This window comes from Cupriavidus sp. UYPR2.512, assembly GCF_000379565.1.
Classification (GTDB): domain Bacteria; phylum Pseudomonadota; class Gammaproteobacteria; order Burkholderiales; family Burkholderiaceae; genus Cupriavidus.
In genome coordinates this window covers 1-24,752 of record NZ_KB903174.1, presented here as the reverse complement: position 1 = coordinate 24,752, position 24,752 = coordinate 1, and the positions used below count along the sequence as shown (strand labels likewise).

General features: G+C 66.7%; 21 protein-coding genes. 17 read left to right on the top strand and 4 right to left on the bottom strand.

Translation table 11 applies throughout. The features are described from left to right. Positions 1-371: 371 nt before the first annotated feature. From acnB to A3A5_RS0131660, 5 genes are all read left to right on the top strand, one after another. Positions 372-2,963, top strand: a complete 2,592-nt coding sequence (acnB, locus tag A3A5_RS0131680) for a bifunctional aconitate hydratase 2/2-methylisocitrate dehydratase (RefSeq protein WP_018314464.1) — start codon at positions 372-374, stop codon at positions 2,961-2,963. Between the two features lie 211 nt (positions 2,964-3,174). Continuing rightward, positions 3,175-3,879 carry a glutathione S-transferase N-terminal domain-containing protein gene (locus A3A5_RS0131675; RefSeq protein WP_018314463.1) on the top strand — a complete coding sequence of 235 codons (705 nt, stop codon included), beginning with the start codon at positions 3,175-3,177 and terminating at the stop codon, positions 3,877-3,879. Between the two features lie 142 nt (positions 3,880-4,021). After that, positions 4,022-5,353: a sorbosone dehydrogenase family protein gene (locus A3A5_RS0131670; protein WP_018314462.1), complete on the top strand. Its 1,332-nt coding sequence runs from the start codon at positions 4,022-4,024 to the stop codon at positions 5,351-5,353. A gap of 141 nt (positions 5,354-5,494) precedes the next feature. Beyond that, positions 5,495-6,319, top strand: coding sequence for a class I SAM-dependent methyltransferase (locus tag A3A5_RS0131665; RefSeq protein ID WP_018314461.1), 825 nt, complete (start codon positions 5,495-5,497; stop codon positions 6,317-6,319). A gap of 205 nt (positions 6,320-6,524) precedes the next feature. Next, positions 6,525-6,896 carry a hypothetical protein gene (locus A3A5_RS0131660; protein WP_018314460.1) on the top strand — a complete coding sequence of 124 codons (372 nt, stop codon included), beginning with the start codon at positions 6,525-6,527 and terminating at the stop codon, positions 6,894-6,896. Between the two features lie 78 nt (positions 6,897-6,974). On the opposite strand, the gene A3A5_RS0131655 is transcribed toward A3A5_RS0131660, so the two are convergent. Both A3A5_RS0131655 and vapB read right to left on the bottom strand, forming a co-directional pair. After that, entirely contained in the window at positions 6,975-7,385 is a 411-nt protein-coding gene (locus tag A3A5_RS0131655) for a type II toxin-antitoxin system VapC family toxin (protein WP_018314459.1), read from the bottom strand. Further along, the gene (gene vapB / locus A3A5_RS0131650) at positions 7,385-7,621 is read right to left on the bottom strand and encodes a type II toxin-antitoxin system VapB family antitoxin (protein WP_026201330.1); all 237 of its coding nucleotides are present in this window, start codon (positions 7,619-7,621) and stop codon (positions 7,385-7,387) included. The genes A3A5_RS0131655 and vapB overlap by 1 nt, the downstream gene beginning before the upstream one ends. A 139-nt stretch (positions 7,622-7,760) precedes the next feature. Here vapB and A3A5_RS0131645 point away from each other — a divergent pair, with 139 nt between their 5' ends. After that, a complete protein-coding gene (locus tag A3A5_RS0131645) occupies positions 7,761-8,621 on the top strand; it encodes a LysR family transcriptional regulator (RefSeq protein ID WP_018314457.1) in 861 nt (286 codons plus the stop codon). A 28-nt stretch (positions 8,622-8,649) separates the two neighbouring features. Here A3A5_RS0131645 and A3A5_RS0131640 read toward each other — a convergent pair whose 3' ends face one another. Next, on the bottom strand, positions 8,650-8,898 hold the full coding sequence (locus tag A3A5_RS0131640) for a hypothetical protein (RefSeq protein ID WP_018314456.1): 249 nt from the start codon (positions 8,896-8,898) through the stop codon (positions 8,650-8,652). 233 nt (positions 8,899-9,131) lie between these two features. On the opposite strand from A3A5_RS0131640, the gene A3A5_RS0131635 reads away from it, so the two are divergent. The 7 genes from A3A5_RS0131635 (at position 9,132) to A3A5_RS0131605 (ending at position 19,299) form a co-directional block, all read left to right on the top strand. Beyond that, positions 9,132-10,289: an acyl-CoA dehydrogenase family protein gene (locus tag A3A5_RS0131635; RefSeq protein ID WP_018314455.1), complete on the top strand. Its 1,158-nt coding sequence runs from the start codon at positions 9,132-9,134 to the stop codon at positions 10,287-10,289. A gap of 377 nt (positions 10,290-10,666) precedes the next feature. Continuing rightward, entirely contained in the window at positions 10,667-12,004 is a 1,338-nt protein-coding gene (locus A3A5_RS0131630) for a TolC family protein (RefSeq protein ID WP_018314454.1), read from the top strand. Between the two features lie 23 nt (positions 12,005-12,027). Further along, a complete protein-coding gene (locus tag A3A5_RS0131625) occupies positions 12,028-13,260 on the top strand; it encodes an efflux RND transporter periplasmic adaptor subunit (RefSeq protein WP_157637345.1) in 1,233 nt (410 codons plus the stop codon). A gap of 13 nt (positions 13,261-13,273) precedes the next feature. Further along, the gene (locus tag A3A5_RS0131620) at positions 13,274-16,396 is read left to right on the top strand and encodes an efflux RND transporter permease subunit (RefSeq protein ID WP_018314452.1); all 3,123 of its coding nucleotides are present in this window, start codon (positions 13,274-13,276) and stop codon (positions 16,394-16,396) included. 316 nt (positions 16,397-16,712) lie between these two features. Continuing rightward, positions 16,713-17,321: a hypothetical protein gene (locus A3A5_RS0131615; protein ID WP_018314451.1), complete on the top strand. Its 609-nt coding sequence runs from the start codon at positions 16,713-16,715 to the stop codon at positions 17,319-17,321. Between the two features lie 115 nt (positions 17,322-17,436). Further along, entirely contained in the window at positions 17,437-17,640 is a 204-nt protein-coding gene (locus A3A5_RS0131610; protein ID WP_018314450.1) for a CsbD family protein, read from the top strand. A gap of 240 nt (positions 17,641-17,880) precedes the next feature. Continuing rightward, positions 17,881-19,299 carry a sensor histidine kinase gene (locus A3A5_RS0131605; protein ID WP_018314449.1) on the top strand — a complete coding sequence of 473 codons (1,419 nt, stop codon included), beginning with the start codon at positions 17,881-17,883 and terminating at the stop codon, positions 19,297-19,299. A 53-nt stretch (positions 19,300-19,352) separates the two neighbouring features. Here A3A5_RS0131605 and A3A5_RS0131600 read toward each other — a convergent pair whose 3' ends face one another. Further along, positions 19,353-19,850 (bottom strand): thioesterase family protein, encoded by a 498-nt coding sequence (locus A3A5_RS0131600; protein WP_018314448.1) that lies wholly within the window; start codon positions 19,848-19,850, stop codon positions 19,353-19,355. A gap of 314 nt (positions 19,851-20,164) precedes the next feature. On the opposite strand from A3A5_RS0131600, the gene A3A5_RS0131595 reads away from it, so the two are divergent. The 4 genes from A3A5_RS0131595 (at position 20,165) to A3A5_RS0131580 (ending at position 24,263) form a co-directional block, all read left to right on the top strand. Next, positions 20,165-20,941, top strand: a complete 777-nt coding sequence (locus A3A5_RS0131595) for a GntR family transcriptional regulator (RefSeq protein WP_018314447.1) — start codon at positions 20,165-20,167, stop codon at positions 20,939-20,941. A gap of 76 nt (positions 20,942-21,017) precedes the next feature. Continuing rightward, positions 21,018-22,562: an acetolactate synthase large subunit gene (locus A3A5_RS0131590; protein ID WP_018314446.1), complete on the top strand. Its 1,545-nt coding sequence runs from the start codon at positions 21,018-21,020 to the stop codon at positions 22,560-22,562. Between the two features lie 131 nt (positions 22,563-22,693). After that, the gene (locus tag A3A5_RS0131585; RefSeq protein ID WP_018314445.1) at positions 22,694-23,086 is read left to right on the top strand and encodes a Zn-ribbon domain-containing OB-fold protein; all 393 of its coding nucleotides are present in this window, start codon (positions 22,694-22,696) and stop codon (positions 23,084-23,086) included. Between the two features lie 4 nt (positions 23,087-23,090). Next, complete coding sequence (locus A3A5_RS0131580; RefSeq protein ID WP_026201328.1) at positions 23,091-24,263, top strand: thiolase; 1,173 nt, start codon at positions 23,091-23,093, stop codon at positions 24,261-24,263. Positions 24,264-24,752 lie beyond the last annotated feature (489 nt).

Here is a 24,752-nt window from a genome sequence, read left to right as displayed (position 1 = left end):
GCGGAAATCACCACCGCTGGAACCACCAACGCCGAGCAATTTATAGCCAGCCGCTCAGGCGACGCGTTCTTTGGTTACTTTCTGTCGCTTGGACAGAAAGTGACTCGCCGGCTACGCCGGCGAAACAGCCCACGCCTGTCAAGAACGATAACCGACTACAGTGCCCATTCACACCAGCCCCAATCCCCACTACGCTAGTCGGATAGCAATCATGTAACTCCGAAACTCACACTCAAACCAACCCATTGATTAATATGAGTTTTCACCCAAAAACTCTTATATAAGATATAAGACATTTGACCAAGGAGCCGCTTAGGACTACAATCGCGACGTAACGAGATTTTCTAAACCTAATTACTCAGCAGGTTCCCATGCTTGAAAACTATCGCGCACATGTGGCCGAGCGCGCCGCGCTTGGTATCCCCCCTCTGCCCCTGACCGCCAAGCAGACGGCCGAGCTGATCGAACTGCTGAAGAACCCGCCCGCCGGTGAAGAGCAGAACCTGGTGGAGCTGATCACCTACCGCGTGCCGGCCGGCGTGGATGACGCTGCCAAGGTCAAGGCCTCTTACCTGGCTGCCGTGGCGCTGGGCAAGGAACAGTGCGCGCTGATCTCGCGCGCCAAGGCGACCGAGCTGCTGGGCACCATGCTGGGCGGCTACAACATCTCGCCGCTGATCGAGCTGCTGGACGATGCCGAAGTCGGCACCGTCGCCGCCGACGCGCTGAAGAAGACCCTGCTGATGTTCGACGCCTTCCACGACGTGAAGGAGAAGGCCGACAAGGGCAACGCCAACGCCAAGTCCGTGCTGCAAAGCTGGGCCGACGCCGAGTGGTTCACCAGCCGTCCGGAAGTGCCGCAAAGCCTGACCATCACCGTGTTCAAGGTGCCGGGCGAAACCAATACCGACGACCTGTCGCCGGCGCCGGACGCCACCACCCGCCCGGACATCCCGATGCACGCGCTGGCGATGCTGAAGAACAAGCGTGAAGGCGCGGCGTTCCAGCCGGAAGAAGACGGCAAGCGCGGCCCGGTCAAGTTCATTGAATCGCTGAAGGACAAGGGCCACCTGGTCGCCTACGTGGGCGACGTGGTCGGTACCGGCTCGAGCCGCAAGTCCGCCACCAACTCGGTGCTGTGGTTCACCGGCGAAGACATCCCGTTCATCCCGAACAAGCGCTTCGGCGGCGTGTGCCTGGGCAACAAGATTGCCCCGATCTTCTACAACACCATGGAAGACGCCGGCGCGCTGCCGATCGAGCTGGATGTGTCGAAGATGGAAATGGGCGACGTGGTCGAACTGCGCCCGTACGACGGCAAGGCCCTGAAGAACGGCGAAGTGATCGCCGAGTTCAAGGTCAAGTCCGACGTGCTGTTCGACGAAGTCCGCGCCGGCGGCCGCATCCCGCTGATCGTCGGCCGCGGCCTGACCGCCAAGGCGCGCGAGGCGCTGGGCCTGGCCCCGTCGACGCTGTTCCGCCTGCCGCAGAACCCGGCCGATACCGGCAAGGGCTTCACGCTGGCCCAGAAGATGGTCGGCCGCGCGTGCGGCCTGCCAGAAGGCAAGGGCATCCGCCCGGGCACCTACTGCGAACCGAAGATGACCTCGGTGGGCTCGCAGGACACCACCGGCCCGATGACCCGCGACGAGCTGAAGGACCTGGCCTGCCTGGGCTTCTCGGCCGACCTGGTGATGCAGTCGTTCTGCCACACCGCCGCCTATCCGAAGCCGGTCGACGTCAAGACCCACCACACGCTGCCCGAGTTCATCAGCACCCGCGGTGGCATTTCGCTGCGCCCGGGCGACGGCGTGATCCACTCGTGGCTGAACCGCATGCTGCTGCCCGACACCGTCGGCACCGGCGGCGACTCGCACACCCGCTTCCCGATCGGTATCAGCTTCCCGGCGGGTTCGGGCCTGGTCGCCTTTGCCGCCGCCACCGGCGTAATGCCGCTGGACATGCCGGAATCGGTGCTGGTCCGCTTCAAGGGCCAGATGCAGCCGGGCGTGACCCTGCGCGACCTGGTCAACGCGATTCCGCTGTATGCGATCAAGCAAGGCCTGCTGACCGTGGCCAAGCAAGGCAAGCAGAACATCTTCTCGGGCCGCGTCCTGGAAATCGAAGGCCTGCCCGACCTGAAGGTCGAGCAAGCGTTCGAGCTGTCGGATGCATCCGCTGAGCGCTCGGCCGCCGGTTGCACGGTGCGCCTGAACAAGGACCCGATCATCGAATACATCAACAGCAACATCACGCTGCTGAAGTGGATGATCGCCCAGGGCTACCAGGACCCGCGCAGCCTGCAGCGCCGCATCAAGGCCATGGAAGCGTGGCTGGCCGATCCCAAGCTGCTGGAGCCGGACGCCGACGCCGAGTACGCCGCCGTGATCGAGATCGACCTGGCCGATGTGCACGAGCCGATCGTGGCCTGCCCGAACGACCCGGACGACGTGAAGACGCTGTCCGAGGTGGCCGGCGCCAAGATCGACGAAGTGTTCATCGGTTCGTGCATGACCAACATCGGCCACTTCCGCGCAGCCTCCAAGCTGCTGGAAGGCAAGCGCGACATCCCGGTCAAGCTGTGGGTCGCTCCGCCGACCAAGATGGACCAGAAGCAGCTGACCGAAGAGGGCCACTACGGCGTGTTCGGCACCGCCGGTGCCCGCACCGAAATGCCGGGCTGCTCGCTGTGCATGGGCAACCAGGCACAGGTGCGCGAAGGCGCCACGGTGATGTCGACCAGCACGCGTAACTTCCCGAACCGCCTGGGCAAGAACACCAACGTGTACCTGGGTTCCGCCGAACTGGCGGCAATCTGCTCGCGCCTGGGCCGCATCCCGACCAAGGAAGAGTACATGGCCGACATGGGCGTGCTCAACGCCAATGGCGACAAGATCTACAAGTACATGAACTTCGACCAGATCGAAGACTTCAAGGAAGTGGCCGACGGCGTGACGGTGTAAGCTGCGCAGCCAGGCTGGCATGGAGAAGGGGTCCCGCTTTGCGGGGCCCCTTCTTTGCTTTCTGCCACGGCGAGGCCTTGCGCGCGGCGCAGCCGGCCGAGACCGCCAGAGGCCCTGCGCTGCATGCATGGCTGGGGCGGTTTATGATCGGGTTTTTCCGTTGTCCGGCGCCTTCTTGCGCAGTGCGCAAGCGCCTGAACCAGGAGCCAGTGTGCCCGATCTGTCCGCTTTCCCCATCACCCGCAAATGGCCGGCGCAGCATCCCGACCGCATCCAGCTGTATTCCCTGCCCACGCCCAACGGGGTCAAGGTGTCGATCATGCTGGAGGAGACCGGCCTGCCGTATGAACCGCACCTGGTGCGCTTCGACGCCAACGACCAGATGTCGCCGGAGTTCCTGTCGCTGAGCCCGAACAACAAGATTCCCGCCATCCTCGATCCCGATGGCCCGGGCGGCAAGCCGCTGGCGCTGTTCGAATCGGGCGCGATCCTGCTCTATCTGGCCGACAAGTCGGGCAAGCTGATCCCGGCCGACCCCGCGCGCCGCTACGAAACCATCCAGTGGGTGATGTTCCAGATGGGCGGCATCGGGCCGATGTTCGGGCAGGTGGGCTTTTTCCACAAGTTCGCCGGCAAGGAATACGAGGACAAGCGCCCGCGCAACCGCTACGTGGCCGAAAGCCGCCGCCTGCTGAATGTGCTGAACCAGCGGCTGGAGGGACGCGACTGGATCATGGGCGACGCATACACCATCGCCGACATCGCCACCTTCCCGTGGGTGCGCAACCTGCTTGGCTTCTATGAGGCGGGCGAACTGGTCGGCATCCAGGATTTCCCTCACGTCAGGCGCGCGCTGGAGGCGTTCGTCAAGCGTCCGGCGGTGGTGAAGGGGCTCGATACGCCGCACCGCGGCTGAGGCAGCCGCGGCGTGCGTGCACCACGGGCGTGGGCATCGTCCTACACGGTGGCTTCCGCGGCGCCGACAGAGGGGCGGGTGAGCCGCATCCTATAGTCCAGGGACAGGCGCGCCGCCCCGCGTTGCCTGAGGAGCCCGGACCATGCCGATGCCCACCACCTTCTCCCTGTTGCGTGTCGTCCTGCTGGCGGGCGCCACCGCGGCGCTCGCCGCCTGCAGCGAATCGGCCAAGCTGCCCTCTGAAGCGGGCTTTGGCCCCATGCCGCAGCTGCCGCCACCCAACCAGACCTCGATCCCCACCGTCAAGATCGCGCCGGCCATCGGCTGGGCAGTGGGCCAGCGCCCGGTGCCGGCCGCAGGCATGGCGGTGACAGCCTTCGCCGACAAGCTGGACCATCCGCGCTGGGTCTATGTGCTGCCGAACGGCGACGTGCTGGTGGCCGAGAGCAATGCCCCGCCCAAGCCCGACGACGGCAAGGGCATCCGCGGCTGGATCATGAAGAAGGTGATGAAGCGCGCCGGCGCCGGCACCCCCAGCGCCAACCGCATCACGCTGCTGCGCGATACCAACGGCGATGGCGTGGCCGACCAGCGCTCGGTGTTCCTGAAGGACCTGAACTCGCCGTTCGGCATGGCCCTGGTCGGCAACGATTTCTACGTGGCCGCCACTGACGCGGTGCTGCGCTTCCCGTACCAGCCCGGACAGACCCAGATCACTGCCGCGCCACAGAAGGTGGTGGACCTGCCGGGCGGGCCGCTCAACCATCACTGGACCAAGAGCCTGATCGCCAGCCGCGACGGCAGCAAGCTGTACGTGACGGTGGGCTCCAACAGCAACGTGGGCGAGCACGGCATGGACAAGGAGGTCGGCCGCGCCGCCATCTGGGAGGTCGACCCGAAGGCCGGCACGCACCGGATCTTTGCCAGCGGCCTGCGCAATCCCAATGGCATGGCGTGGGAGCCGGCCACCGGCATGCTCTGGACTGCCGTCAACGAGCGCGACGAGATCGGCAGCGACCTGGTGCCGGACTACATTACCTCGGTGCGCGACGGCGGCTTCTATGGCTGGCCCTACAGTTACTACGGCCAGCATGTCGACACACGCGTGAAGCCGCCGGCGCCAGACCTGGTGGCCAGTGCCATCGTGCCGGACTATGCCGTGGGGGCACACACCGCGTCGCTCGGGCTGGCCGCCGCCGGCGGCAACAGCTTGCCGGCGCGCTTCAGCGAAGGCATGTTCGTTGGCCAGCACGGTTCGTGGAACCGCAGGCCGCTGGCGGGCTACAAGGTGATCTTCGTGCCGTTCAGCAAGGGCCACCCCAACGGCGCGCCGTTCGACGTGCTGACCGGCTTTCTCGATGAGGACGGCAACGCGCGCGGGCGCCCGGTGGGCGTGGCGATCGACCGGCGGGGTGGGCTGCTGGTCGCCGACGACGTCGGCAATACGGTGTGGCGGGTCAGTGGGGCGAAGTAGGCGGGCCATGGCGCGGCAGCGGCCCGCCTGGGCGCTGCTGGCCGCGGGCGCTGTCTATACTTGGTTTACCGGAGTCTTACGGCGGAGGGCGACTGTGTCCGCGCAAACCGGCAGCCTGGACATCGACGCCGAGGAGGGGGCATGGACCACACCGCAGATTCGTTTCGGGCCTTTGAGCTGGCTGGCTGGGAAGACCCCGAGGTCGTCAGCCAGTACCAGGAGCATTTGTCGCACGTGACCCGTCAATCGGTCGAGGCCTTGCTGGACGAGGCTCATGTGGCCAACGGGCTGCGCGTGCTGGATGTGGCCACCGGCTCCGGCCATGTCGCGGCGGGAGCCATGCGGCGCGGTGCTGAGCCGGTCGGCATCGACTTCTCGCTGGCGCAGGTGCAGCTGGCGCGCAAGCTCTATCCCGACGTCCAGTACGAACAGGCCGATGCGCAGGCGCTGCCCTTCGGCGATGCCAGCTTCGATGCGGTGGTCAATGGCTTTGGCATGTGCCACCTGTCCGACCCCGACGCCGCGCTGGCCGAAGCGTTCCGCGTGCTGCGCCCAGGCGGGCGCGTTGCCTTCACGGTGTGGGACACGCCCGAGCACGCGGTCGGCTTTGGCGCGGTCTACGCCGCGATCCGCGCCTGCGGCTCGATGGAGGTCGACCTCCCGCCCGGGCCGAATTTCTTCCTGTTCAGCGACCCGGGCCAATGCCGCGCCGCGTTGCTGCAGGCTGGCTTTGCCTCGCCCAGTTGCCGCAGCGTGCCGCAGGTATGGCGTTTCTCCACGCCCGACCAGCTGTTCGATGCGCTGGCACAGGGCACCGTGCGCGCCGCGGCCACGCTGCGCGCGCAGACCCCGGAGGCCCGCGATGAAATCCGCGCCGTGCTGCGCGGCACCGTCGCCGGCTATATGCGCGGCAGCGGCTTCGAGGTACCGATGCCGGCGGTGCTGGCGGCAGCGGTCAAGCCCTGAGGGGGCTCCTTCTGAGGTGTTGGGCGTTGCCCGACATCCCCATCGTCAGCGTCGGCCCCACCCCACCATCCCATCCCCGGAAAGTGCCGTAATCCCCGCCACAACCAGTCTTTTGGCGGTGGCACGGTCATTGCGCAATGGACAGCGAGCGCGGCGCCGCGCCTCGTTGTGCCACCAGCCAGCAATGGCTTCCCGGAGAACCCCGATGAACACCCAACCCCAATGCCAGACAGGGCGGGGCGCGCCGCGCCCGCACGGATTCCTGCACCGCTCGCGCCAGGCTGTCGCGCTGCTGCGTGTGCTGGCCTTATGCGTCAACAGCGTCGCCTGCGCCCAGTCCGAGGCGCCACAGGCCGCAGCGCCTGCTTTGCAGGCCGTGACGCCGGAACAGAAGTTTGCTCCCGGATACCTGGAGGCGGTTGCCACCGGCTATGACAACGGCGTGGCTTTGCGGGAGCCGGAAGGCCTCGCGCCGCTGAGGCTGCCGCGCGAGGCGCGCAGCGTGCCGGCGACGCCGATGGCGCAGACCGTGCCGGTTGCCTTGCCAGCGGCGGTGCGTTCGCAGCCGGCGCACTGAACCGCGGGCCGTGGCTGGGACTTGGTGCTGCTGCGGCTGAAATTCTTCTGGTCGCTGTTGCTCGCTCCCGCCGTAAATTCAGCCCGGCGGCGAATCAGTCCAGTCTTCGACGCGCAGGCCCGGATATGCGGCAAAGTCGCGCACGTTGCGCGTGATCACCGTCAGGTCTTCGGCAATGGCATGCGCCGCGATCAGCTTGTCCAGCGCATCCGCCTTGCGTTCGCGCGTGGCGGCACGGACCGCCCCATATGCACGCGCGGCCGCAGCATGCAGCGGCAGCACCGGCACGCGTGCGACCAGCGCCTGCAGCGCGTGCCGCGCGGCCTGCGGATCGCCCGAGACGGTGACGCCGTATTCCAGTTCGGCCAGGGTGATTGCGGACAGCACCACATCGCCCTCGAAACATTGCGCAAAGCGCTCGGCCACTTGGGGTGGCTGATTCCTCATCAGGTAGATGCACATATTGGTGTCGAACATATACCTGGCCATCAGAACCCCTGCCGCTCAGCCTGCACCTGGTCTTCTCGACCTTGCGCCATGAAGTCGTCTGGAAACGCTGCAAAGGCGTCAAGCAGCCCGGTCAGGCGCTGCCGTGCGGGCCGGATACGCAACTCGTCGCCGATCCGCTCGATTTCCAGCTGCATGTCAGTGTCGGGATACGCCAGCTCCGCGGGAATGCGCACCGCCTGGGAGTTGCCGTTGCGGAATATCCGGGTGAAAGGCATTGTGGTTTCCATGTACATCCTGTAGGTACAAAGCATAGCAGCATTGGATCAGAAATACATCCATGTGTGTATGGCCTTAATTCTCAAAGGCGGCTGCTATTACCTACAATTCGTCACACCGGTCTGCCACCTCGCCACGATGGACATCGAACTCGCCCGCACCTTCCTGCAAGTCGTCCGCACCGGCAGCCTGCTGGCCGCGGCCGACAAGCTGCATGTCACGCAGACCGCCGTGACCGCGCGCATCAAGAGCCTGGAAGCGCAGCTCAACTGCCGCCTGTTCGATCGCAACAAGGCGGGCGCACGGCTGACGCCCGATGGCCAGCGCTTTCTCGGCTACGCCAGCCAGCTGGTGCAGACCTGGGAGGCGGCCTGCCGCGAGTTGCCGTTGCCGGCCGGGCTGGCCAGCCTGTTTCGCTTCGGCACGGAAATCAGCCTGGGCAACCCGCTGATGCTGCTCTGGACCACGCGCCTGCGCCAGTTGATGCCGGCGCAGGCGGTGCGGGCGGAAGTAGGGGAAGGGGCGGAGCTCCAGCGCAAGCTGCAGTCCGGCGCGCTGGACGCGGCGCTGGTCTACCAGCCGGAGTACGCGCCCGGCATGCATGTCGAGGCGCTGATGGAAGAGAAGCTGATCCTGATCCGCTCGACGCAGCGCGATGGCGGCTATGTCTATGTCGACTGGGGGCCGGAATTCCGCCGCCAGCATGACAGCGCGCTGCCGGAGCATGCGCGCGCCTCGCTGTACTTCAACCTGGGGCCGCTGGCGCTGCAGTACATCCTGCAGTTCGGCGGCAGCGGGTATTTCCGGACACGCGTGGTGCAGAGCTACCTGGACAGCGGGGTGTTGGCGCGGGTCGGCGGCGCGTCAGAGTTTTCTTATCCAGTATTCCTCGTTTGCGCCAAGACCCCCACAGGCGCGGCGCAGGACGCGGTGCGCATCCTGCGCGATATCGTGCGAGAAGAATCCGACTGGTCGCAGCGCTGGGATTTTCCGCAATAGCGGGAGACACCAGGGCGGCGGCGCCGGCTCAGATCCGGACCGGCGCCAGTTGGCCCATCGGGGCGGGCACGGCCACCAGGCGCCATTGCCGCACGCGCCGCACCCGGCGGCCGCGCCCGCCGCCGCGCGGCGGGCGCGGTTCCAGCCCGGCAAAGCGGCCATGCTGCTGCGCGCGTTCGAACACCGGCTCGGGCACCCGCGTCCCGATCAGCCATGTGACGGTGCCTCCCAGTGCCACCAGTGCCAGCGCCAGGGCAATCCAGAGGACGGCTTCCATGTTCCCGCTCCATCGAATAGGTATCCGTGATTCCAGTATTGGCGCAAAGCGTGCCGGCAGGTAAATGAAAGTTGTTTCCGCTTCATATCAATAAAATTGCATTCAAGCCGGCTTCTCCTTCAAACCTGCCCGTTGGGCTGCGGCAGGAAAAATCATCCTTTCCGACGAATCTCATAGACGCTGCACGGCAGACACTCAGCCGGTCACTCTCAAAAACACTAGGAGACTCCCCCATGCAACGCCTGATCTTCGAAGCCGAACACGACGCCTTCCGCGAATCCGCCCGCCGTTTCTACCAGCGCGAGGTGGGGCCGCACGGCGAGCGCTGGCGCGAACAGGGCTGCGTGGACCGAGAGGTGTTCCGCAAGGCGGGCGAGCAGGGCTACCTGCTGATGTGGGCTGATGAGCAATACGGCGGCGCCGGCGTCCAGGACTTCCGCTATGAACAGATCCTGATTGAAGAAAACGCGCGCCACGGCGACTCGGGCTTCTTCGGCACGCTGCACTCGCGCCTGGTGGCGCCATATATCGGCCGCATCGGCAATGAGGAGCAGCGCCAGCGCCTGCTGCCTGCAGCCGCGCGCGGCGAGTCGATCTTCGCCGTCGCCATGACCGAGCCGCAGACCGGCTCCGACCTGGCCGGCATCCGCACCCGCGCCGAGGACCATGGCGACCACTGGGTGCTGAATGGCGCCAAGACCTATATCTCGAACGGGCAGCTGGCCGACTGCGTGGTGGTGGTCGCCCGCACCGACCCCGAGCGCAGCCATGGCCTCACGCTCTTCATCGTCGAGCGCGGCATGCCCGGCTTCGAGCGCGGGCGCAAGCTGCGCAAGATGGGCCTGCACTCGCAGGACACGTCCGAGCTGTTCTTCGACAACGTCAAGGTACCCAAGGCCAACGTGCTGGGCGAGCCCGGCCAGGCCTTCCGCTACCTGACGCGCCACCTGGCCGAGGAACGCCTGATCGGAGCCTGCGGCTACATGGCGTCGGCGCAGGTGGCGTTTGATATCACCCTGGATTACGTCAAGGAGCGCAAGGCTTTTGGCCGGCCGATCGGCACCTTCCAGAACTCGCGCTTCAAGCTTGCCGAGCTGCGCGCGCAGCTTGACGCGATCCAGACCTTCGTCGACCAGTGCGTGCTGCAGCACAACGCCGGCACGTTGACGGTGGAGACGGCGGCCTCGGCCAAGCTGCTGACCTCTGAACTGCAGGGGCGCATGGTCGACGAGGGCGTGCAACTGCACGGCGGCGCCGGCTACATGGAGGAGTACCGCATCTGCCGCATGTATGCCGACGCGCGCATCTCGCGCATCTATGCCGGCAGCAGCGAGATCATGAAGGAGATCATCGGCCGTGGTCTCGGGCTGGACGACCGCGTGAAGGGATAAACACGCGGCAGCTTCCGGCGGCGCGGCCGGCAATGCCCGTGCCATCTGCCGTCTTTTCCGGTTGCTTAGGGTTTTCACGCAGTTAAAGTCTTTTGTCAGCCGAATGAAAGCCGTTTGTAATGCGATTCGGTTTGAATGCGGGCGGGAGATCGTGTCCGGGTGGCGTTCGATGCATCGGGACAGCAGGCGAGGGCGCACCAAGACAGCCACGCCGCGCGACCGCACTGCGGGATCGGGGCCGAATGAATTTCGGGGCCCCGGTGCACCGTTAGGCGGGCACGGTCGTTTACCGCAGACCGTTGTCAAACCGAGCCTGACCGACCGTGCCTTTTGTCTTATCCCGTATTGCCGTAGGCGCCCTGCTGGTTTTGGGGGGCGTGGCAGGATCCGCGGCAAGCCTTGCCGCCGAACGGCCCGCCGAGCCGCTTCCTTCCGCTGACTCCGCAGAGGCCGCCAGCCCATGCGCACCGCCGCCGGCGGGCGCCTCGCTGACCCTGGCCCAGGCGCGCCTGGACGCGCTGCGCTGCAACCGCACCATCATTGCCGCGCGCCGCGGTGTGGAAGCCAGTCAGGCTGATGTGCAGATTGCTTCACAACGCCCGAACCCGGTGCTGAGCCTGGGCGTGGAGAACATCAACCCGCATGCCGGCGTCGGTTCGGGCAACCTGCGCAGCAAGACCGTGGACTCCAAGCTGCGCGTGGACCAGGTCATCGAGACCGCCAACAAGGGCAACCTGCGCGCGGACGCCGCGCGCAAGGCCAGCACCGCCGCCGGCGAGGTGGTGCAGGCCGTCGTGGCGCAGCAGACCGCCACGGTGGAGCAGGCCTTCTTCGAGGCACTGGTCAGCCAGGAACGCGTGGCCGTGCTCAGGGAAACGCTGGGCCTCTACGAGCGCACCCGCCAGGCCAGCGAGACGCGCCTCAAGGCGGGCGACGTGGCCCGCGCCGACGTGACCAAGCTGCAGCTCGACGCACTGCGTGCGCAGAACGATATGCGCCAGGCGATGACCGACCATTACCGCGACAAGGCCGGGCTGGCGCAGGCGATGGGCGTGCCCGGCACGCTGTCCGATAACCGGCTGGTGGCTGACTGGCCGGCGCTCGATGCCGCCGCGCCGCAGCCCGACCCGGATACGCTCCAGCGCCGCCCCGACGTGACCGCGGCCGAGGCGCGCCTGGCCGCCGCCGCCGCCACGCGCGACCTGGCGCGCGCCGGGCGGGTGCCCGACGTGACCGTCGGCGCACAGGCGGAGCACTACCCGACCTCGCCCACCAACACCTATGGCACCGGCAACAGCTTCGGCGTGTTCGTGTCGATCCCGTTGTTCGTGCGCCACCGCAATGGCGGCGAAGCGCGCCGGGCAGAAGTGGATTATTACGCCGCGCTGGACGACCGCAATCGCGTCATGCTGGAGGCCGGCAACGAGATCGACCGGCTGCGCAGCCAGCTCGAGACCGCGCGCCAGTCGCTGCGGCAGATGCGCGACGACGTGCTGCCCGCTGCCGAGAGCGTAGCCAACAGCGCCGAGTTCGCCTACAGCAAGGGCGCCACCGGCGTGCTCGACCTGCTCGATGCGCGCCGCGCGCTGCGCCAGACCCGGCTCGATGCCGTCGAAGCGCAGGGCGAGTATGCCAAGGCGCTGTCGGCGTACCGCGCCGCATTGCAGACCTCTACCACCACGGGTGCTCCCGTGGCCACGCAGGCACGTCCCTGAACCGCAGTTCCCGCGCATCCTTCATGTCTCACTTGTCACGCATGTTCCGCCGTACGTCCTGCAACCCTTCTTCCGCCGGCGCGCCGGCGAGCCTGTCCGCCGTCTGCGCCGTGGTGGCGCTGTGCGCCCTGGCGCTGGCCGCCTGCGGCAAGTCTGAAGCGCCCAAGCCCGATGACGATCCCAAGGTCAGCGGCAATACCATCCAGTTCCCGGCCAGCGTGAAGACGCTGCCGGGCATCGCCGGCGAAGCCGCCAAGACCGGCGGCGAGCGCATGCTGAGCCTGCCCGGCCGGCTGGTGTGGAACGAGGACAAGACCGTGCGCGTGTCGACACCGTTTGCCGGCCGCGTCACCGAGATCCTGGTGCAGCCCGGCGCCACCGTGAAAGCGGGCCAGCCGCTGGCCAGCCTGACCTCGCCCGATTTCGGCGTGGCCCAGGCCGATGCGCGCAAGGCCGCCGCCGACAGCGCGGTCGCTGCCAAGGCGCTGGCACGCCAGCGCGAGCTGTACGGCGCCGGCATCATCGCGCAGAAGGAACTGGAGCAGGCGCAGGCCGACGCCGCGCGTGCCGCGGCGGACCTGCAGCGCACCCAGGCGGCTCTGGGCCAGTACGGCGCGGCCGCAGGCGGCGCGGGCTCCGTCAACCAGCGCTTTCCCCTGCGCAGCCCGATCGACGGCCTGGTGGTCGAGCGCAACATCAACCTCGGCATGGAGCTGCGCCCCGACCAGCCGCCCGCCGCGCCGCTGTTCCTGGTGACCGATCCGACCACGCTGTGGGCGCAGGTGGATGCGGGCGAGGCCGACCTGAGCCTGTTCAAGCCGGGCGTGGACGTGCAGCTCACCACCGCGGCCTGGCCCGGCGAGACCTTCTCCGGCTCCGTGGTCAAGATCGCCGACTATGTCGATCCCACCGCGCGCAGCATCAAGGTGCGGCTGAACGTGCCCAACCCGGAGCGCCGCCTGAAGGCGGAGATGTTCGTCACCGCGAAGCTGCCGGCGGCATCGTTCAAGGGCATCGCCGTGCCGTCCAAGGCCGTGTTCCTGGCCGACAACCGCAACTATGTGTTCGTGCGCACCGCCGCCAATACCTTTGAGCGCCGCCTGGTGCGCGTGGGCGTGACACTGCCCGGCACCACCGAGCTGCTTGAAGGCGTGAAGGACGGCGAGACCGTGATCACCGACGGCAACCTCTACCTGCAGGACATCCTGCGCGATGCCACGGCCGTGAACGCGGCGCGCGCGGCTGAAAAGCGCTGAGGACGGCCGCCACATGATTTCACGCATCGTCAGCTTTGCCCTGCACCAGAAGCTCTTTGTCTGGCTGGGCCTGCTTATCTTCGTCGGGGGCGGCCTGGCCGCGTTCAAGAACCTGCCGATCGAAGCCTTCCCGGATGTGTCCGACATCCAGGTCAACGTCATCACGCTGTACCCGGGCCGCGCCGCCGAAGAGGTGGAACGCCAGGTCACCATCCCGATCGAGACCGCGCTGGCGGGCACGCCCAACGCGGTGCGGGTGTTCTCGCACACGCAGTTCGGCCTGTCGTTCATGATGGTGACGTTCAACGACCGTGCCACCGACGTGACCGCGCGCCAGCAGATCCTGGAGCGCCTGCGCAGCGTGGACCTGCCCGACGGCGTGCATCCGGACCTGGCGCCGCTGTCCACCGCGATCGGCGAGATCTACCGCTTCCGCCTGACCGGCAAGGGCTATACCGCGCAAGAGCTGCGCACGCTGCAGGACTGGGTGGTGGAGAAAAACCTGCGCCAGGTGCCGGGCGTGGCCGACCTGGTCACCATCGGCGGCACCATCAAGCAGTACGAGGTCAATCCCAACCTGGCGCGCATGCGCGATGCCAAGATCTCGCTGTCGCAACTGTTCACCGCGCTGCAGCGCGCCAACGCCAACGCCGGCGGCGGCGCCGTGGCGCACGGCAGGCAACAGTTCCTGCTGCGCTCGCTGGGCAGCTTCCGCACCTCGGCCGATATCGCCAACGTGGTGGTGGCCGAGAACCGGGGCACCCCCATCCTGGTCAAGGACATCGCCGACGTGAGGGTCGGCAGCGCGCCGCCGCAAGGCCTGATGGGCCAGGACGACGAGGACGACATCGTCTCGGGCATCGTGGTGATGCGCAAGGGCGAAAACCCCTCGCTGGTGCTGGAGGCGCTGCAGAAGAGGATCGACCTGCTGGACGACCAGATCCTGCCCAAGGGCGTGAAGATCGTGCCCTACTACGACCGCTCCACGCTGATCGACAAAACCCTGCACACCGTGTTCGGCAACCTGGTGGAGGGCGCGCTGCTGGTGATGGCGGTGCTTTACCTGTTCCTGGCCAACGTGCGCGCCGCGGCAATCGTGGCGCTGATCATCCCGCTGGCACTGCTGTCGACCTTCATTGGCCTGACCTGGGTGGGCATTCCGGCCAACTTGCTGTCTCTGGGCGCGATGGACTTCGGTATCATCGTCGACGGCGCGGTGATCGTGGTCGAGAACATCTTCAAGCGGCTGGGCGAGCTCAAGGAGCAGCAGATCAAGGACAGCAAGGCGCGCCTGCTTGCCATCCTGCAGGCCACCACGGAAGTGGGCCGTCCGACCGTGTTCTCGATGGTCATCATCATTGCGGCGCACATCCCGATCTTCACGCTGCAGCGGCACGAGGGCAAGATCTTCGCGCCGATGGCCTACACGGTGACGGGCGCGCTGATCGGTTCCCTGATCCTCTCGCTGACGCTGGTGCCGCTGCTGTGCCACCTGCTGCTCACCAAGAATATCGCGCACGACGACAACTTCCTTGTGCGCCACTGCAAGCGGCTCTATGAGCCGATGCTGGCCTGGGCGCTGGACCACAAGAAACTGGTGGTGGGCGCGGCGGTGGGCCTGCTGGTGGTGACCGTGGGCGTGGGCAAGTTCCTTGGCAGCGAGTTCCTGCCCGAACTGGATGAAGGCTCGATGTGGGTCAGCTTCGACCTGCCCGCGTCGGCCTCGATCGATGAAGCGCGCGACCAGGCGCGGCTGCTGCGCAGCGTGATCCGCAAGACCCCGGAGGTCAACACCACCATCTCGAAGGTGGGGCGCCCCGACGACGGTACCGATCCCAAGCTGATCAACACCGTCGAGATCCTGGTCGACCTCAAGCCCGAGAAGCAGTGGCGCGACGGCTTCAACAAGCGCGCCATCATCGGCGATATCGACAAGAACCTGCGCCAGCTCCCCGGCATCGAGCCCAATTTCTCGCAGCCGGTGCGCGACAACATCCTGGAGAGCATCTCGCAGATCAAGGGCCAGATCGTGATCAAGGTGCAGAGCGACAGCCTGGAGCAGAACAAGAAGGTAGCCGACCAGATCCTGGCCAATGTGCAGTCAGTCAAGGGCGTGATGCGCGCCTTTATCGACCGCGACGGCGAGCTGCCGCAATACGTGCTGGAGTTCGATCGCGCCCAGGCCGCGCGCTACGGCATCAACGTGGCCGATGTGCAGGACCTGATGGAGACCGCGCTGGCCGGCAAGGCCGCGACCGAGCTCTGGGAGGGCGAGAAGCACTTCAGCGTGGCCGTGCGCCTGAAGCCGTCGGAGCGTGCGCTGCCTAACCTGCCCAATATCTTCATGCAGACCGCCGACGGCGCGCAGGTGCCGCTGTCGCAGCTGGTGACCTTCCGCGCGGCGTCCGGCGCGATGAACATCAGCCGCGAGAACGGCCAGCGCACCACCTCGATCGGCATCTTTATCCACGACCGCGACATGGGCAGCGTGGTCAAGGACATGCAGAAGCTGGTGGCGAAGAACGTCAAGGCCGACGACGTCAAGATCAGCTGGTCGGGCGAGTTCGAGAACCAGGAGCGCGCCATGGCGCGGCTCTCGATCGTGGTGCCGCTGTCGGTGCTGGTGATCTTCCTGCTGCTGTTCAATGCGTTCAAGTCGTTCAAGAGCGCCACGCTGATCATCTCGAACATCCCGTTCGCGCTGATCGGCGGCGTGTTCGCGCTGTTCCTGACCGGCATTCCGCTGTCGGTGTCGGCGGCGATCGGCTTTATCGCGCTGTTCGGCCAGGCGGTGCTCAACGGCGTGGTGATGGTGACCTACTTCAACCAGCTGCGCGATGAAGGCATGCCGGTGCGCCAGGCCGTGCTGACCGGCTCGATGGACCGGCTGCGCACGGTGCTGATGACCGCGCTGCTGGCCATGCTGGGTTTGTTCCCGATGGCCATCTCGCGCGCCATCGGCTCCGAGACGCAGCGCCCGCTGGCCATCGTCATCATCGGCGGCCTGATCACCGCGACCGTGCTGACGCTGATCGTGCTGCCTACCTTGTATGAATGGATGGTAGGGCGCAACTGGCCGGACGAAGAGGGCGAAACGCCTGACGAGAGCCGGTTGACGCCGTCGATTTCGGGGTGATGACAGGGGCGCGGGGGCATGTCCCTCGCGGCCTGTGTGGCATTGCAGACAGGCCCCAAGCATGACGCCGCCCCCACACCGGGCGGCGTTTTTTTCGCTAAAGGCGCATTCAACAAGTCCCCTCCGCAATCCGTTGCACGCCCCGCCGTGTGCCTCGCCCGAATCGCAATGTCGGAATAGTCTGACGCGCCTTTCGGAGCCGGACGCCTGCTTCCCATTATCCCCCGAGCCTACTCTGTACTTACGGCATGGCCAGTGGCACAGCCGCCGGCCTCTCATGCGTACCCTGACGCAATCACCCGGAAAGGAGATCGACATGTTGAAGAAATGGCTGACCGCAGCACTGTGTTCGATGATGGTTGCCGCGCCGGCGGGATTTGCCCTGGCGCAGATGACTGCTCCAGCAACCACGGCCGGAACGGCTGCAACCGGGACAAAGGCCGACTATGACGCCGCGGTGAAGCAGGCTGATGCGGACTACAAGGCTGCCACCGGCAAGTGCGATGGCATGAAGGGCAACGCCAAGGACGTTTGCAAGGCCGAGGCCAAGCGCGACCGCGATGTGGCCAAGGCCCAGGCCGAAGCCCGCCGCGACGGCACGCAGAAGTCGATGGCCAAGGCGGAGAAGGTCAAGGCCGACCGCGACTATGACGTAGCCAAGGAAATGTGCGACGACAAGAAGGGCAACGACAAGGACGTCTGCAAGAAGGACGCCAAGGCCGCACATGAAAAGGCCCTGATCCCTGCCAAGGTCGACAAGGCCGCGGCAACCGGTTCGCGCGCCGATGTGGCGGAAGCCCGCGCCGATGCAAAGAAGGACACCCTGGACGCCGCCTACAAGGCCGACAAGGAACGCTGCGATGCGATGTCGGGCGAATCCAAGGACAAGTGCCAGGCCGACGTGAAGGCCAAGTACGGCAAGTAAGCAAGCCGCTTCAGCACGGTCCCGCCGGCCTGATGGCGGGGGCCACTCACCGCACACCACTCGCAAGGGGACGCCTCTGTTGGCGCCCCCTTGCCACGGGACGAAGGAGCACGACATGAACTGGGACCAGATCGAAGGCAAGTGGGAACAAGCCAAAGGCAAGATCAAGGAGAAGTGGGGCAAGCTGACCGACGATGACATCACGCAGATCAATGGCAAGCGTGACCAGCTTGCCGGCCGCATCCAGGAGCGCTATGGCTACACCAAGGAGCGCGTCGAGGAAGAAATGAAGGCGTGGGAACGGGACACGCGCTGGTAAGCAGGGCGCGGCAGCACGGCAAGGCGGGACGCCAGCGGGCGCCCCGCCTTGTTTTTTGTCTGGCGCATACCCGATACCCCTCGGGCACCCCCGGAACGAGGGGTATGCCGGCCTGAATCGCACAGCATTAAGCGCGGATTAGCTCTGAATGCAACCGAATGATGCACGCGCCACCCGCGCAGGGCATAACATGTCGCGTCGCCGATCCCGCCATCCATACGGCTTGCCTTCGCGCTCCGCATGTACGCAGCCTTGCCCGCCTTCGTCTCGTCGATCTTCCTCGGTTACGGCCTCTATGTGCTGGTGACCAAGGGGGTGACGCGCGTCTCCACTTCATTCTTCCTGCTGTGCGTGACCACCTTCGCCTGGCAGGGCACGTGGGTGTTCCTGTTCCAGGCCTCGCATCCCGATGTGTCGCTGGTGCTGGCCCGGCTCGGCTACCTCTTCATCCTGTTCCTGCCGACCACGTTCTACCACTTCATTGCCGAAGTCACCGAGTGCCGCCGGGAGCGGCCGTTGCTGCTGGCCTCCTACTGCCTGAGCCTGGTGCTGGCGGTGCTGCTGCTGACCACCGGCCAGGTGGTCTCTGGCTACTACAGCTATTTCTTCGGCGACTATCCCAAGGCCGGCCCGCTGCATCCGCTGCACCTGGTGCAGACGGTGCTGGTGGCGCTGCGCAGCGCCTGGCTGCTGGTGGCGGCGCGGCGCAATGCAACGGCCGAACGCCGCAAGCGCTACAAGCTGTGCCTGGTGGCGGTGGCGCTCTATTCGCTGGCGGCGGTGGACTACGCCGTCAACTACGGCGCGGCCTTCTATCCGCCGGGCGTGGTGTTCGTGGCGGCAAGCCTGGGCATCCTGGCGGTCAGCGTGGTGCGCTACGACCTGATGCATCCGTATTCGCTGGCCGCCACCGTGGCGCATGAGGTGCGCACGCCGCTGGCGACCATCCGCATGCAGGCGCAGGAGCTGGCGCGCACCTGGCCGCAGGTGCTGCACGGCTACCAGCTGGCGGTACAGCGGGGCCTGTGCGAAGACCGCATGCGGCCCGGCCAGCTTGAGCGCGCGTCGAGCCTGGTCGGCGCCATCACGCGGGAAGTCGATGGCACCAGCACCGTGATCGACATGGCGCTGGCCTCGGTCACGCTGGAGCGGCTGGACCGCAGCAGCTTTGCCCCGCACGGCATTGCCGACTGCGTGCATGCGGCGCTGGAGCGCTACCCGTTCCAGGGCGAGGAGCGCGGCTGCGTGCAGGTGCGAGGCATCGACGAGGGCTGGCGCTTTGTCGGCTCCGACACGCTGCTGGTCTACGTGCTGTTCAATCTGCTGAAGAACGCGCTGCATGCGATCCGGGCGGCCGGCGGCGGCCACATCGACATCACCGGCGCGACCGAGGGCCAGCACCACGTGATCCGCTTTCGCGACACCGGCCCGGGCATTCCGGCCGACGTCATGCCGCGCATCTTCGATCCGTTCTTCTCCACCAAGGCGCATGGCACCGGTGCCGGCCTCGGCCTGGCCTTCTGCCGGCGCGTGATCGAGACCTTCGGCGGGCGCATTGACTGCGAGTCGGTGCCGGCCGTGCATACCACCTTTACCCTCAGGCTGCCGCGCTTCACCGCCATGGCCGACAGCCGGCTGCGCACCGGCACCGCCGGCTGACTCACGGCCGGCGGTGCCGGATTCAGACCCGCACGGGGTCAGCCGCGCCTGGCTCAGCTGGCCAGTGCCGGCAGCGCCAGTTCATATTCCCTGACCCGTTCGATGATGCCCGCCGGAAAGCGCGTGATGCGCTTTTGCCGGTCGGCGAAGACGATCTGCTGGTAGCCCGGCGACACCGGCTTGCCGCCCACGCAGAAGCGGAACAGCAGGTAGGCCGAGCACTGCCGGACCTGGAAGGTGTTCAGGTAGCAATCCACGCGCTGGAACGGGAACGTCTCCTCGACATATTCCTGGTGCGCGCGCTTGGTCACGAAGACGCCGCCCGCGGCCAGCAGGTTGTCGTGGATGCATTCATGGAACCACCGCTCCCGGCAAATGCCCTGCCACTCGAAGTAGCGGGCGAAGTAGGTATTCATAAAGGCATTGGAATCCTTGAGATAAATGTCGATCGCATGGTGGAAGGTCTTGTGCGAAGCCGTCTCGAACGCGTCGGGTGCCAGTTGAGCCGTGCCGCGGTTCAGGATTTGGGGGATCACGTCTCGCATCAACATAAGTTGACTCCTTGAGATGGCTGCAAGCGGCAGCCACGCCTGCCTCCGGGAAGGTTGGGGCATGGTGGCATTCTGTCCGCTTGGGCAGTGGCAAGGTGGGTGCTGAAGTGGGGGTTCCGGCACGTTCCGGCGCGTGACACCTGGGCGACAAAAGCCCCGGATTGCACGCGTGGGCCTGGCACAACCCGAGAGGCATTGATCGGCGTTAACCCGAGTAGTCTAGGTTTATAGACTTTTATATAGTCGTCCGGCCAGGCCGCCTCCGGGCGGTCTCCGCATCGCCCGTACCGACGCTTCCCGACCTCCCTTGCCGCATGGCAGACACCACGTCCAGCGAACTCCTCTCGCGCAGCCGCCAGCCGGTCTACCTGCAGCTGGCCACCATCTTCCGCCGCCAGATCGAAAGCGGCGCCTGGCGCCAAGGCGAGCGCATTCCCTCGCTGGAGGAACTGTGCCGCCAGTACGGCGTGGCGCGCATGACCATGCACCATGCCTTGTCGATGCTCGACGAAGAAGGGCTGGTGGAGCGCTCGCGCGGGCGCGGCACTTTCGTCAGGGCACCGTGCCAGGCGCGGCGGCAGGTGTCGCTGTCGACCAGCTGGGACGAGGCGGTGGCGGTGGGCGCGCAGCTGGACACCGAAGCGATGGTCGAGTCGGCCGGCAACGTGCCGCTGCCTGCCGATCTCGGCATGCCGTGCCCCGCTGAGCGCGCCGCCGAATACCACTTCCTGCGCCGGCTGCACCGGCTGGAAGGGCGGCCGTTCGCGGTGGGCGAGGTCTATATCGAGGCCGGCGTCTTTGCGCGCGAGCCCGAGGCCTTCCGCCAGGGTGCCTCGGTGCCGGTGCTGGACCGCTTCCCCGGCCTGTCGGTCAGCACCGCGCGCCAGCGGCTGTCGATCGTCGCGGCCGGGGCCGAATCCGCCGCCGCGCTGGCGCTTGCCGTGGGCGCGCCGGTGGCTGAGCTGCGCCGCTTTGCCTGTGTCCCGGGCGAGAGCGGCGAGCTGATCGTCTACTACGCACGCATCGAATTCCCGACCGAGTTTGTCTGCCTGGATTTCGACCTGCTGGCGGGGCGGCCGCGTCCGGCCTGATGCCCCCCGTGCAACCAATGCCAACCTGCTGACCCAGAACCTGAGCGGAACCCGAGACATGGAAACTACCCAACCGATGAACGGCGCCGAGAGCCTGGTCAAGACCCTGCTCGCCAACGGCGTGGACACCTGCTTTGCCAACCCGGGCACCAGTGAGATGCACTTCGTCGCGGCGCTGGACCGCATCCCGGGCATGCGCTGCGTGCTGGGCCTGTTCGAAGGCGTGGTCACCGGCGCGGCCGATGGTTATGCGCGCATGGCCGGCAAGCCCGCCGCCACGCTGCTGCATTGCGGCCCGGGGCTGGCCAACGGCCTGGCCAACCTGCACAACGCGCGCCGCGCGCAGACGCCGGTGGTCAACATCATCGGCGACCAGGCGACCTACCACCGGCCCCTGGATGCACCGCTGACCGCGGATACCGAAGGCTGGGCCCGTCCGGTCTCTGTGTGGACGCGCACGGCCACGCAGGCTGCGTCCGTCGGCGCCGATGCCTCGTCCGCGGTGCAGGCCGCATGCGCCGCGCCGGGTGGGGTCGCCAGCCTGATCCTGCCTTCCGATGTGTGCTGGGATGCGGGCGGCGTGGTAGCCGCGCCGCTGCCGCCGCTGGCGGTGCCCAAGGTCTCGCCCGATGCCGTGCAGCAGGCCGCGCGCGTGCTGCGCTCAGGCCAGCCCACGCTGGTTGTGCTGGGGGGCAGCGCGCTGCGCGAGACGCCGCTGGCCGATGCACACCGCATTGCCGCAGCGACCGGCGCCCGCCTGATCTCGCCCATGTCCAATGCGCGAGTGTCGCGCGGCAGCGGCCGCCTGGCGGTGGACCGCGTGCCATATTCGGGCGAGGTCGCGCGCGACAAGCTGGCCGGCATCCGCAACGTGATCCTGGTCGGCGCACCGGCGCCGGTGACGTTCTTTGCCTACCCGGGCAAGTCGCCGCGCCCGTATCCGGAAGATGCCGTGATCCATGTGCTGGCTCGTCCGGAGGAAGACCTGGCCGAAGCGCTGGCCCGGCTGGCCGACGAGGTGGGCGCACGCAACGCGCCACTGCCGGCTGCCGCAGCGCCCGCATCCGTGGAGCCCGCCCGCGGCGCGGTCACGTCCGAGGCGGTGGCACGGACGCTGACTGCCTTGCTGCCCGAACAAGCCATCGTGGTGGAAGAGAGCATCAGCTTCGGCCGCGCCTTCTATCCGGGCACGGTCCATGCAGCCCCGCACGACTGGCTGCAGCTGACCGGCGGCGCCATCGGCGAAGGCCTGCCGCTGGCCGTGGGCGCGGCGGTGGCGGCGCCGGACCGGCGCGTGGTGGCACTGCAGGCCGATGGCTCGGCCATGTACACGCTGCAGTCGCTGTGGACCATGGCGCGCGAGCGGCTCGACGTCACCGTGGTGCTGCTGGCCAACCGCAAGTACGCCATCCTGCTGGGCGAGCTGGCGGGGGTGGGGGCCAACCCGGGCAAGACCGCCCTGGACATTCTGGACATCGGCAATCCCGACCTGGACTGGGTCAAGCTGGCCAATGGCATGGGCGTGGAGGGCGCGCAGGCCAGGGACATGGAGAGTTTTGCCGACCTGTTCCGCATAGCCAATTCGCGCAAGGGACCGTTTGTGATCGAACTGGTGATCTGAGCGCGGCGCTTTCCGCATTCAAAAATCCTGCCTTCGGCAGATGTGAATTGTTGCAATGCACAGACTGCGGCAAGCTCATTGCCGTGCCATGGACAGCCCATGGCGGCACCATCAAAAGTGAAGGAGACTCCATGCCCCAACAAGAAGCGGCGGTGGGTCCGGACAAGGCTTATGCGGACCAGCTCGCCGCTGGCCAGTTCCGCATCCAGCATTGCCAGGACTGCAAGCGCCACGTGTTTTTCCCGCGCAATATCTGCCCGCACTGCGGCGGCGACACGCTCGCCTGGGTCGAGCCCAAGGGTACCGGCACGGTCTACTCCACCAGCGTGATCCGCCGCAAGCCGGATGCTGGCGGCGACTACAACGTGGTGCTGGTGGACCTGGATGAGGGCGTGCGCATGATGAGCCGCGTGGAAGGCATTGCGCCCGCCAGCGTGCATATCGGCATGCGCGTGCAGGCACGCGTGGCGCAGGGCAAGGAAGGCGAGGCCGCTCTCGTCGTGTTCGATCCGGTGGAGGGCTGAGGCCATGAGTTTGTCCAATTTGCGTGGCAGCGTCGCCATCGTCGGGGTCGGCCAGGCGGGCATGGGCGAGGCCCACGGCAAGACTGAAATGGAAATCCTGGTGGAGGCCGCCAAGGCCGCCGTCAGGGATGCGGGCCTGTCGATGCGCGACATCGACGGCATCGCCACCGCCAGCGTCGGCGCCAGCATGTGGGTGATGCCGGTGGCCGAATACCTCGGCATCAAGCCCAGATTTGTCGACAGCACCATGATCGGCGGCTCCAGCTTTGTCTCGCACATGCTGCCGGCGATGATGGCGCTCGAATCGGGCCAGTGCGATGCGGTGCTGGTCTGCTATGGCAGCAACCAGCGCACCTCCACCGTCGGCCGCGCCGGCATCTCCAAGGTGCGCGCGGTGCTGGACCCGCAGCCGTATGAGCAGCCGTACAGCCCGCTGCAGCCGATCACGTCATACGCACTCGCCGCGGCGCGCCATATGCACCAGTACGGCACCACGCGCGAGCACCTGGCCGAGGTCGCCGTGGCCGCGCGCAAGTGGGCGCAGCTTAATCCGGAAGCGATGATGCGCGACCCGCTCAGCATCGACGACGTGCTCAATGCGCGCATGGTGTCCGACCCGCTGTCCGTGCGTGACTGCTGCCTGGTCACCGACGGCGCCGGCGCCTATGTGATGGTGCGCGCGGACCGCGCCAAGGACCTGGCCAAGCCGCCGGTCTATGTGCTGGGCAATGCCACCGCCACGTGGCACCGCCAGATCTCGTGCATGCCGGACCTGACCGTCACGGCCGCCAGGGAATCCGGCGAGCGCGCCTTCGCCATGGCGGGGCTCAAGCCGTCCGATGTCGACGTGGCCGAGCTCTACGATGCTTTCACCATCAACACGCTGCTGTTCCTGGAAGACCTCGGTTTCTGCGGCAAGGGCGAGGGCGGCCAGTTCGTCAGCGGCGGTGGGATCGCGCCGGGCGGGCGGCTGCCGGTGAACACCAACGGTGGTGGGCTGTCATGCGTGCATCCCGGCATGTATGGCATGTTCATCACCATCGAGGCGGTGCGGCAGCTGCGCGGCGAATGCGGCGAGCGGCAGGTGCGGGATGCCGAGGTTGCCGTGGTGCATGGGAATGGGGGGACGTTGTCTAGTCAGGCTACGGCGATTTTGGGGACTGGGGCGACGGTGTAAGTGGTGTTTTGGCTTGGTGCCATTACGGTTGCTTGTCGTGCTTGGCGGGCGTGGGCTGTTTCGCCGGCGTAGCCGGCGAGTCACTTTCTGTCCGAGCGACAAAAAGTAACCAAAAAACGCGTCGCCTGTGCGGCTGGCAATCCATTCTTCGGCGTTGGTCGTATCGACGGCGGTGCTTGCCGTTTGGGCGTGGTTGCCCGTTCGACCCTGCTAACGCCATGTGAGTGTGGGCCCGTGCCTGAGATAACCGGCTTTTGAACGATCCCCAAGTCGGGCGGTGGCCCGCACTCTCCAGCGATATCGCATCAACGCCTTCGGCTGCGCTTCGCGCAAGCGTCCAATGACCGTCGGCGCATTTTGAGCCGGCGCAGCAGCCGTAGGCGTCCCCGCGATACGGTCGGCAGCAGGCGGCCTACGCCCTGCATGGGGATCGTTCAATAGTGGGTTAACGCAGGCACTGTCCCTGACTCACATGGCGTAGCAGGCTCG

Excerpts from the sequence above, each read along its gene's own strand:
- vapB (WP_026201330.1), bottom strand. The coding sequence starts at position 7,621 with ATGCCTTTCACCCGGATATTCCGCAACGGCAACTCCCAGGCGGTGCGC.
- A3A5_RS0131670 (WP_018314462.1), top strand. The coding sequence starts at position 4,022 with ATGCCGATGCCCACCACCTTCTCCCTGTTGCGTGTCGTCCTGCTGGCG.
- A3A5_RS0131665 (WP_018314461.1), top strand. The coding sequence starts at position 5,495 with ATGGACCACACCGCAGATTCGTTTCGGGCCTTTGAGCTGGCTGGCTGG.
- A3A5_RS0131610 (WP_018314450.1), top strand. The coding sequence starts at position 17,437 with ATGAACTGGGACCAGATCGAAGGCAAGTGGGAACAAGCCAAAGGCAAG.
- A3A5_RS0131625 (WP_157637345.1), top strand. The coding sequence starts at position 12,028 with ATGTCTCACTTGTCACGCATGTTCCGCCGTACGTCCTGCAACCCTTCT.
- A3A5_RS0131590 (WP_018314446.1), top strand. The coding sequence starts at position 21,018 with ATGAACGGCGCCGAGAGCCTGGTCAAGACCCTGCTCGCCAACGGCGTG.
- A3A5_RS0131640 (WP_018314456.1), bottom strand. The coding sequence starts at position 8,898 with ATGGAAGCCGTCCTCTGGATTGCCCTGGCGCTGGCACTGGTGGCACTG.
- A3A5_RS0131605 (WP_018314449.1), top strand. The coding sequence starts at position 17,881 with ATGTACGCAGCCTTGCCCGCCTTCGTCTCGTCGATCTTCCTCGGTTAC.
- A3A5_RS0131660 (WP_018314460.1), top strand. The coding sequence starts at position 6,525 with ATGAACACCCAACCCCAATGCCAGACAGGGCGGGGCGCGCCGCGCCCG.
- A3A5_RS0131620 (WP_018314452.1), top strand. The coding sequence starts at position 13,274 with ATGATTTCACGCATCGTCAGCTTTGCCCTGCACCAGAAGCTCTTTGTC.
- A3A5_RS0131595 (WP_018314447.1), top strand. The coding sequence starts at position 20,165 with ATGGCAGACACCACGTCCAGCGAACTCCTCTCGCGCAGCCGCCAGCCG.
- A3A5_RS0131580 (WP_026201328.1), top strand. The coding sequence starts at position 23,091 with ATGAGTTTGTCCAATTTGCGTGGCAGCGTCGCCATCGTCGGGGTCGGC.
- A3A5_RS0131585 (WP_018314445.1), top strand. The coding sequence starts at position 22,694 with ATGCCCCAACAAGAAGCGGCGGTGGGTCCGGACAAGGCTTATGCGGAC.
- acnB (WP_018314464.1), top strand. The coding sequence starts at position 372 with ATGCTTGAAAACTATCGCGCACATGTGGCCGAGCGCGCCGCGCTTGGT.
- A3A5_RS0131655 (WP_018314459.1), bottom strand. The coding sequence starts at position 7,385 with ATGGCCAGGTATATGTTCGACACCAATATGTGCATCTACCTGATGAGG.
- A3A5_RS0131635 (WP_018314455.1), top strand. The coding sequence starts at position 9,132 with ATGCAACGCCTGATCTTCGAAGCCGAACACGACGCCTTCCGCGAATCC.
- A3A5_RS0131615 (WP_018314451.1), top strand. The coding sequence starts at position 16,713 with ATGTTGAAGAAATGGCTGACCGCAGCACTGTGTTCGATGATGGTTGCC.
- A3A5_RS0131645 (WP_018314457.1), top strand. The coding sequence starts at position 7,761 with ATGGACATCGAACTCGCCCGCACCTTCCTGCAAGTCGTCCGCACCGGC.
- A3A5_RS0131600 (WP_018314448.1), bottom strand. The coding sequence starts at position 19,850 with ATGTTGATGCGAGACGTGATCCCCCAAATCCTGAACCGCGGCACGGCT.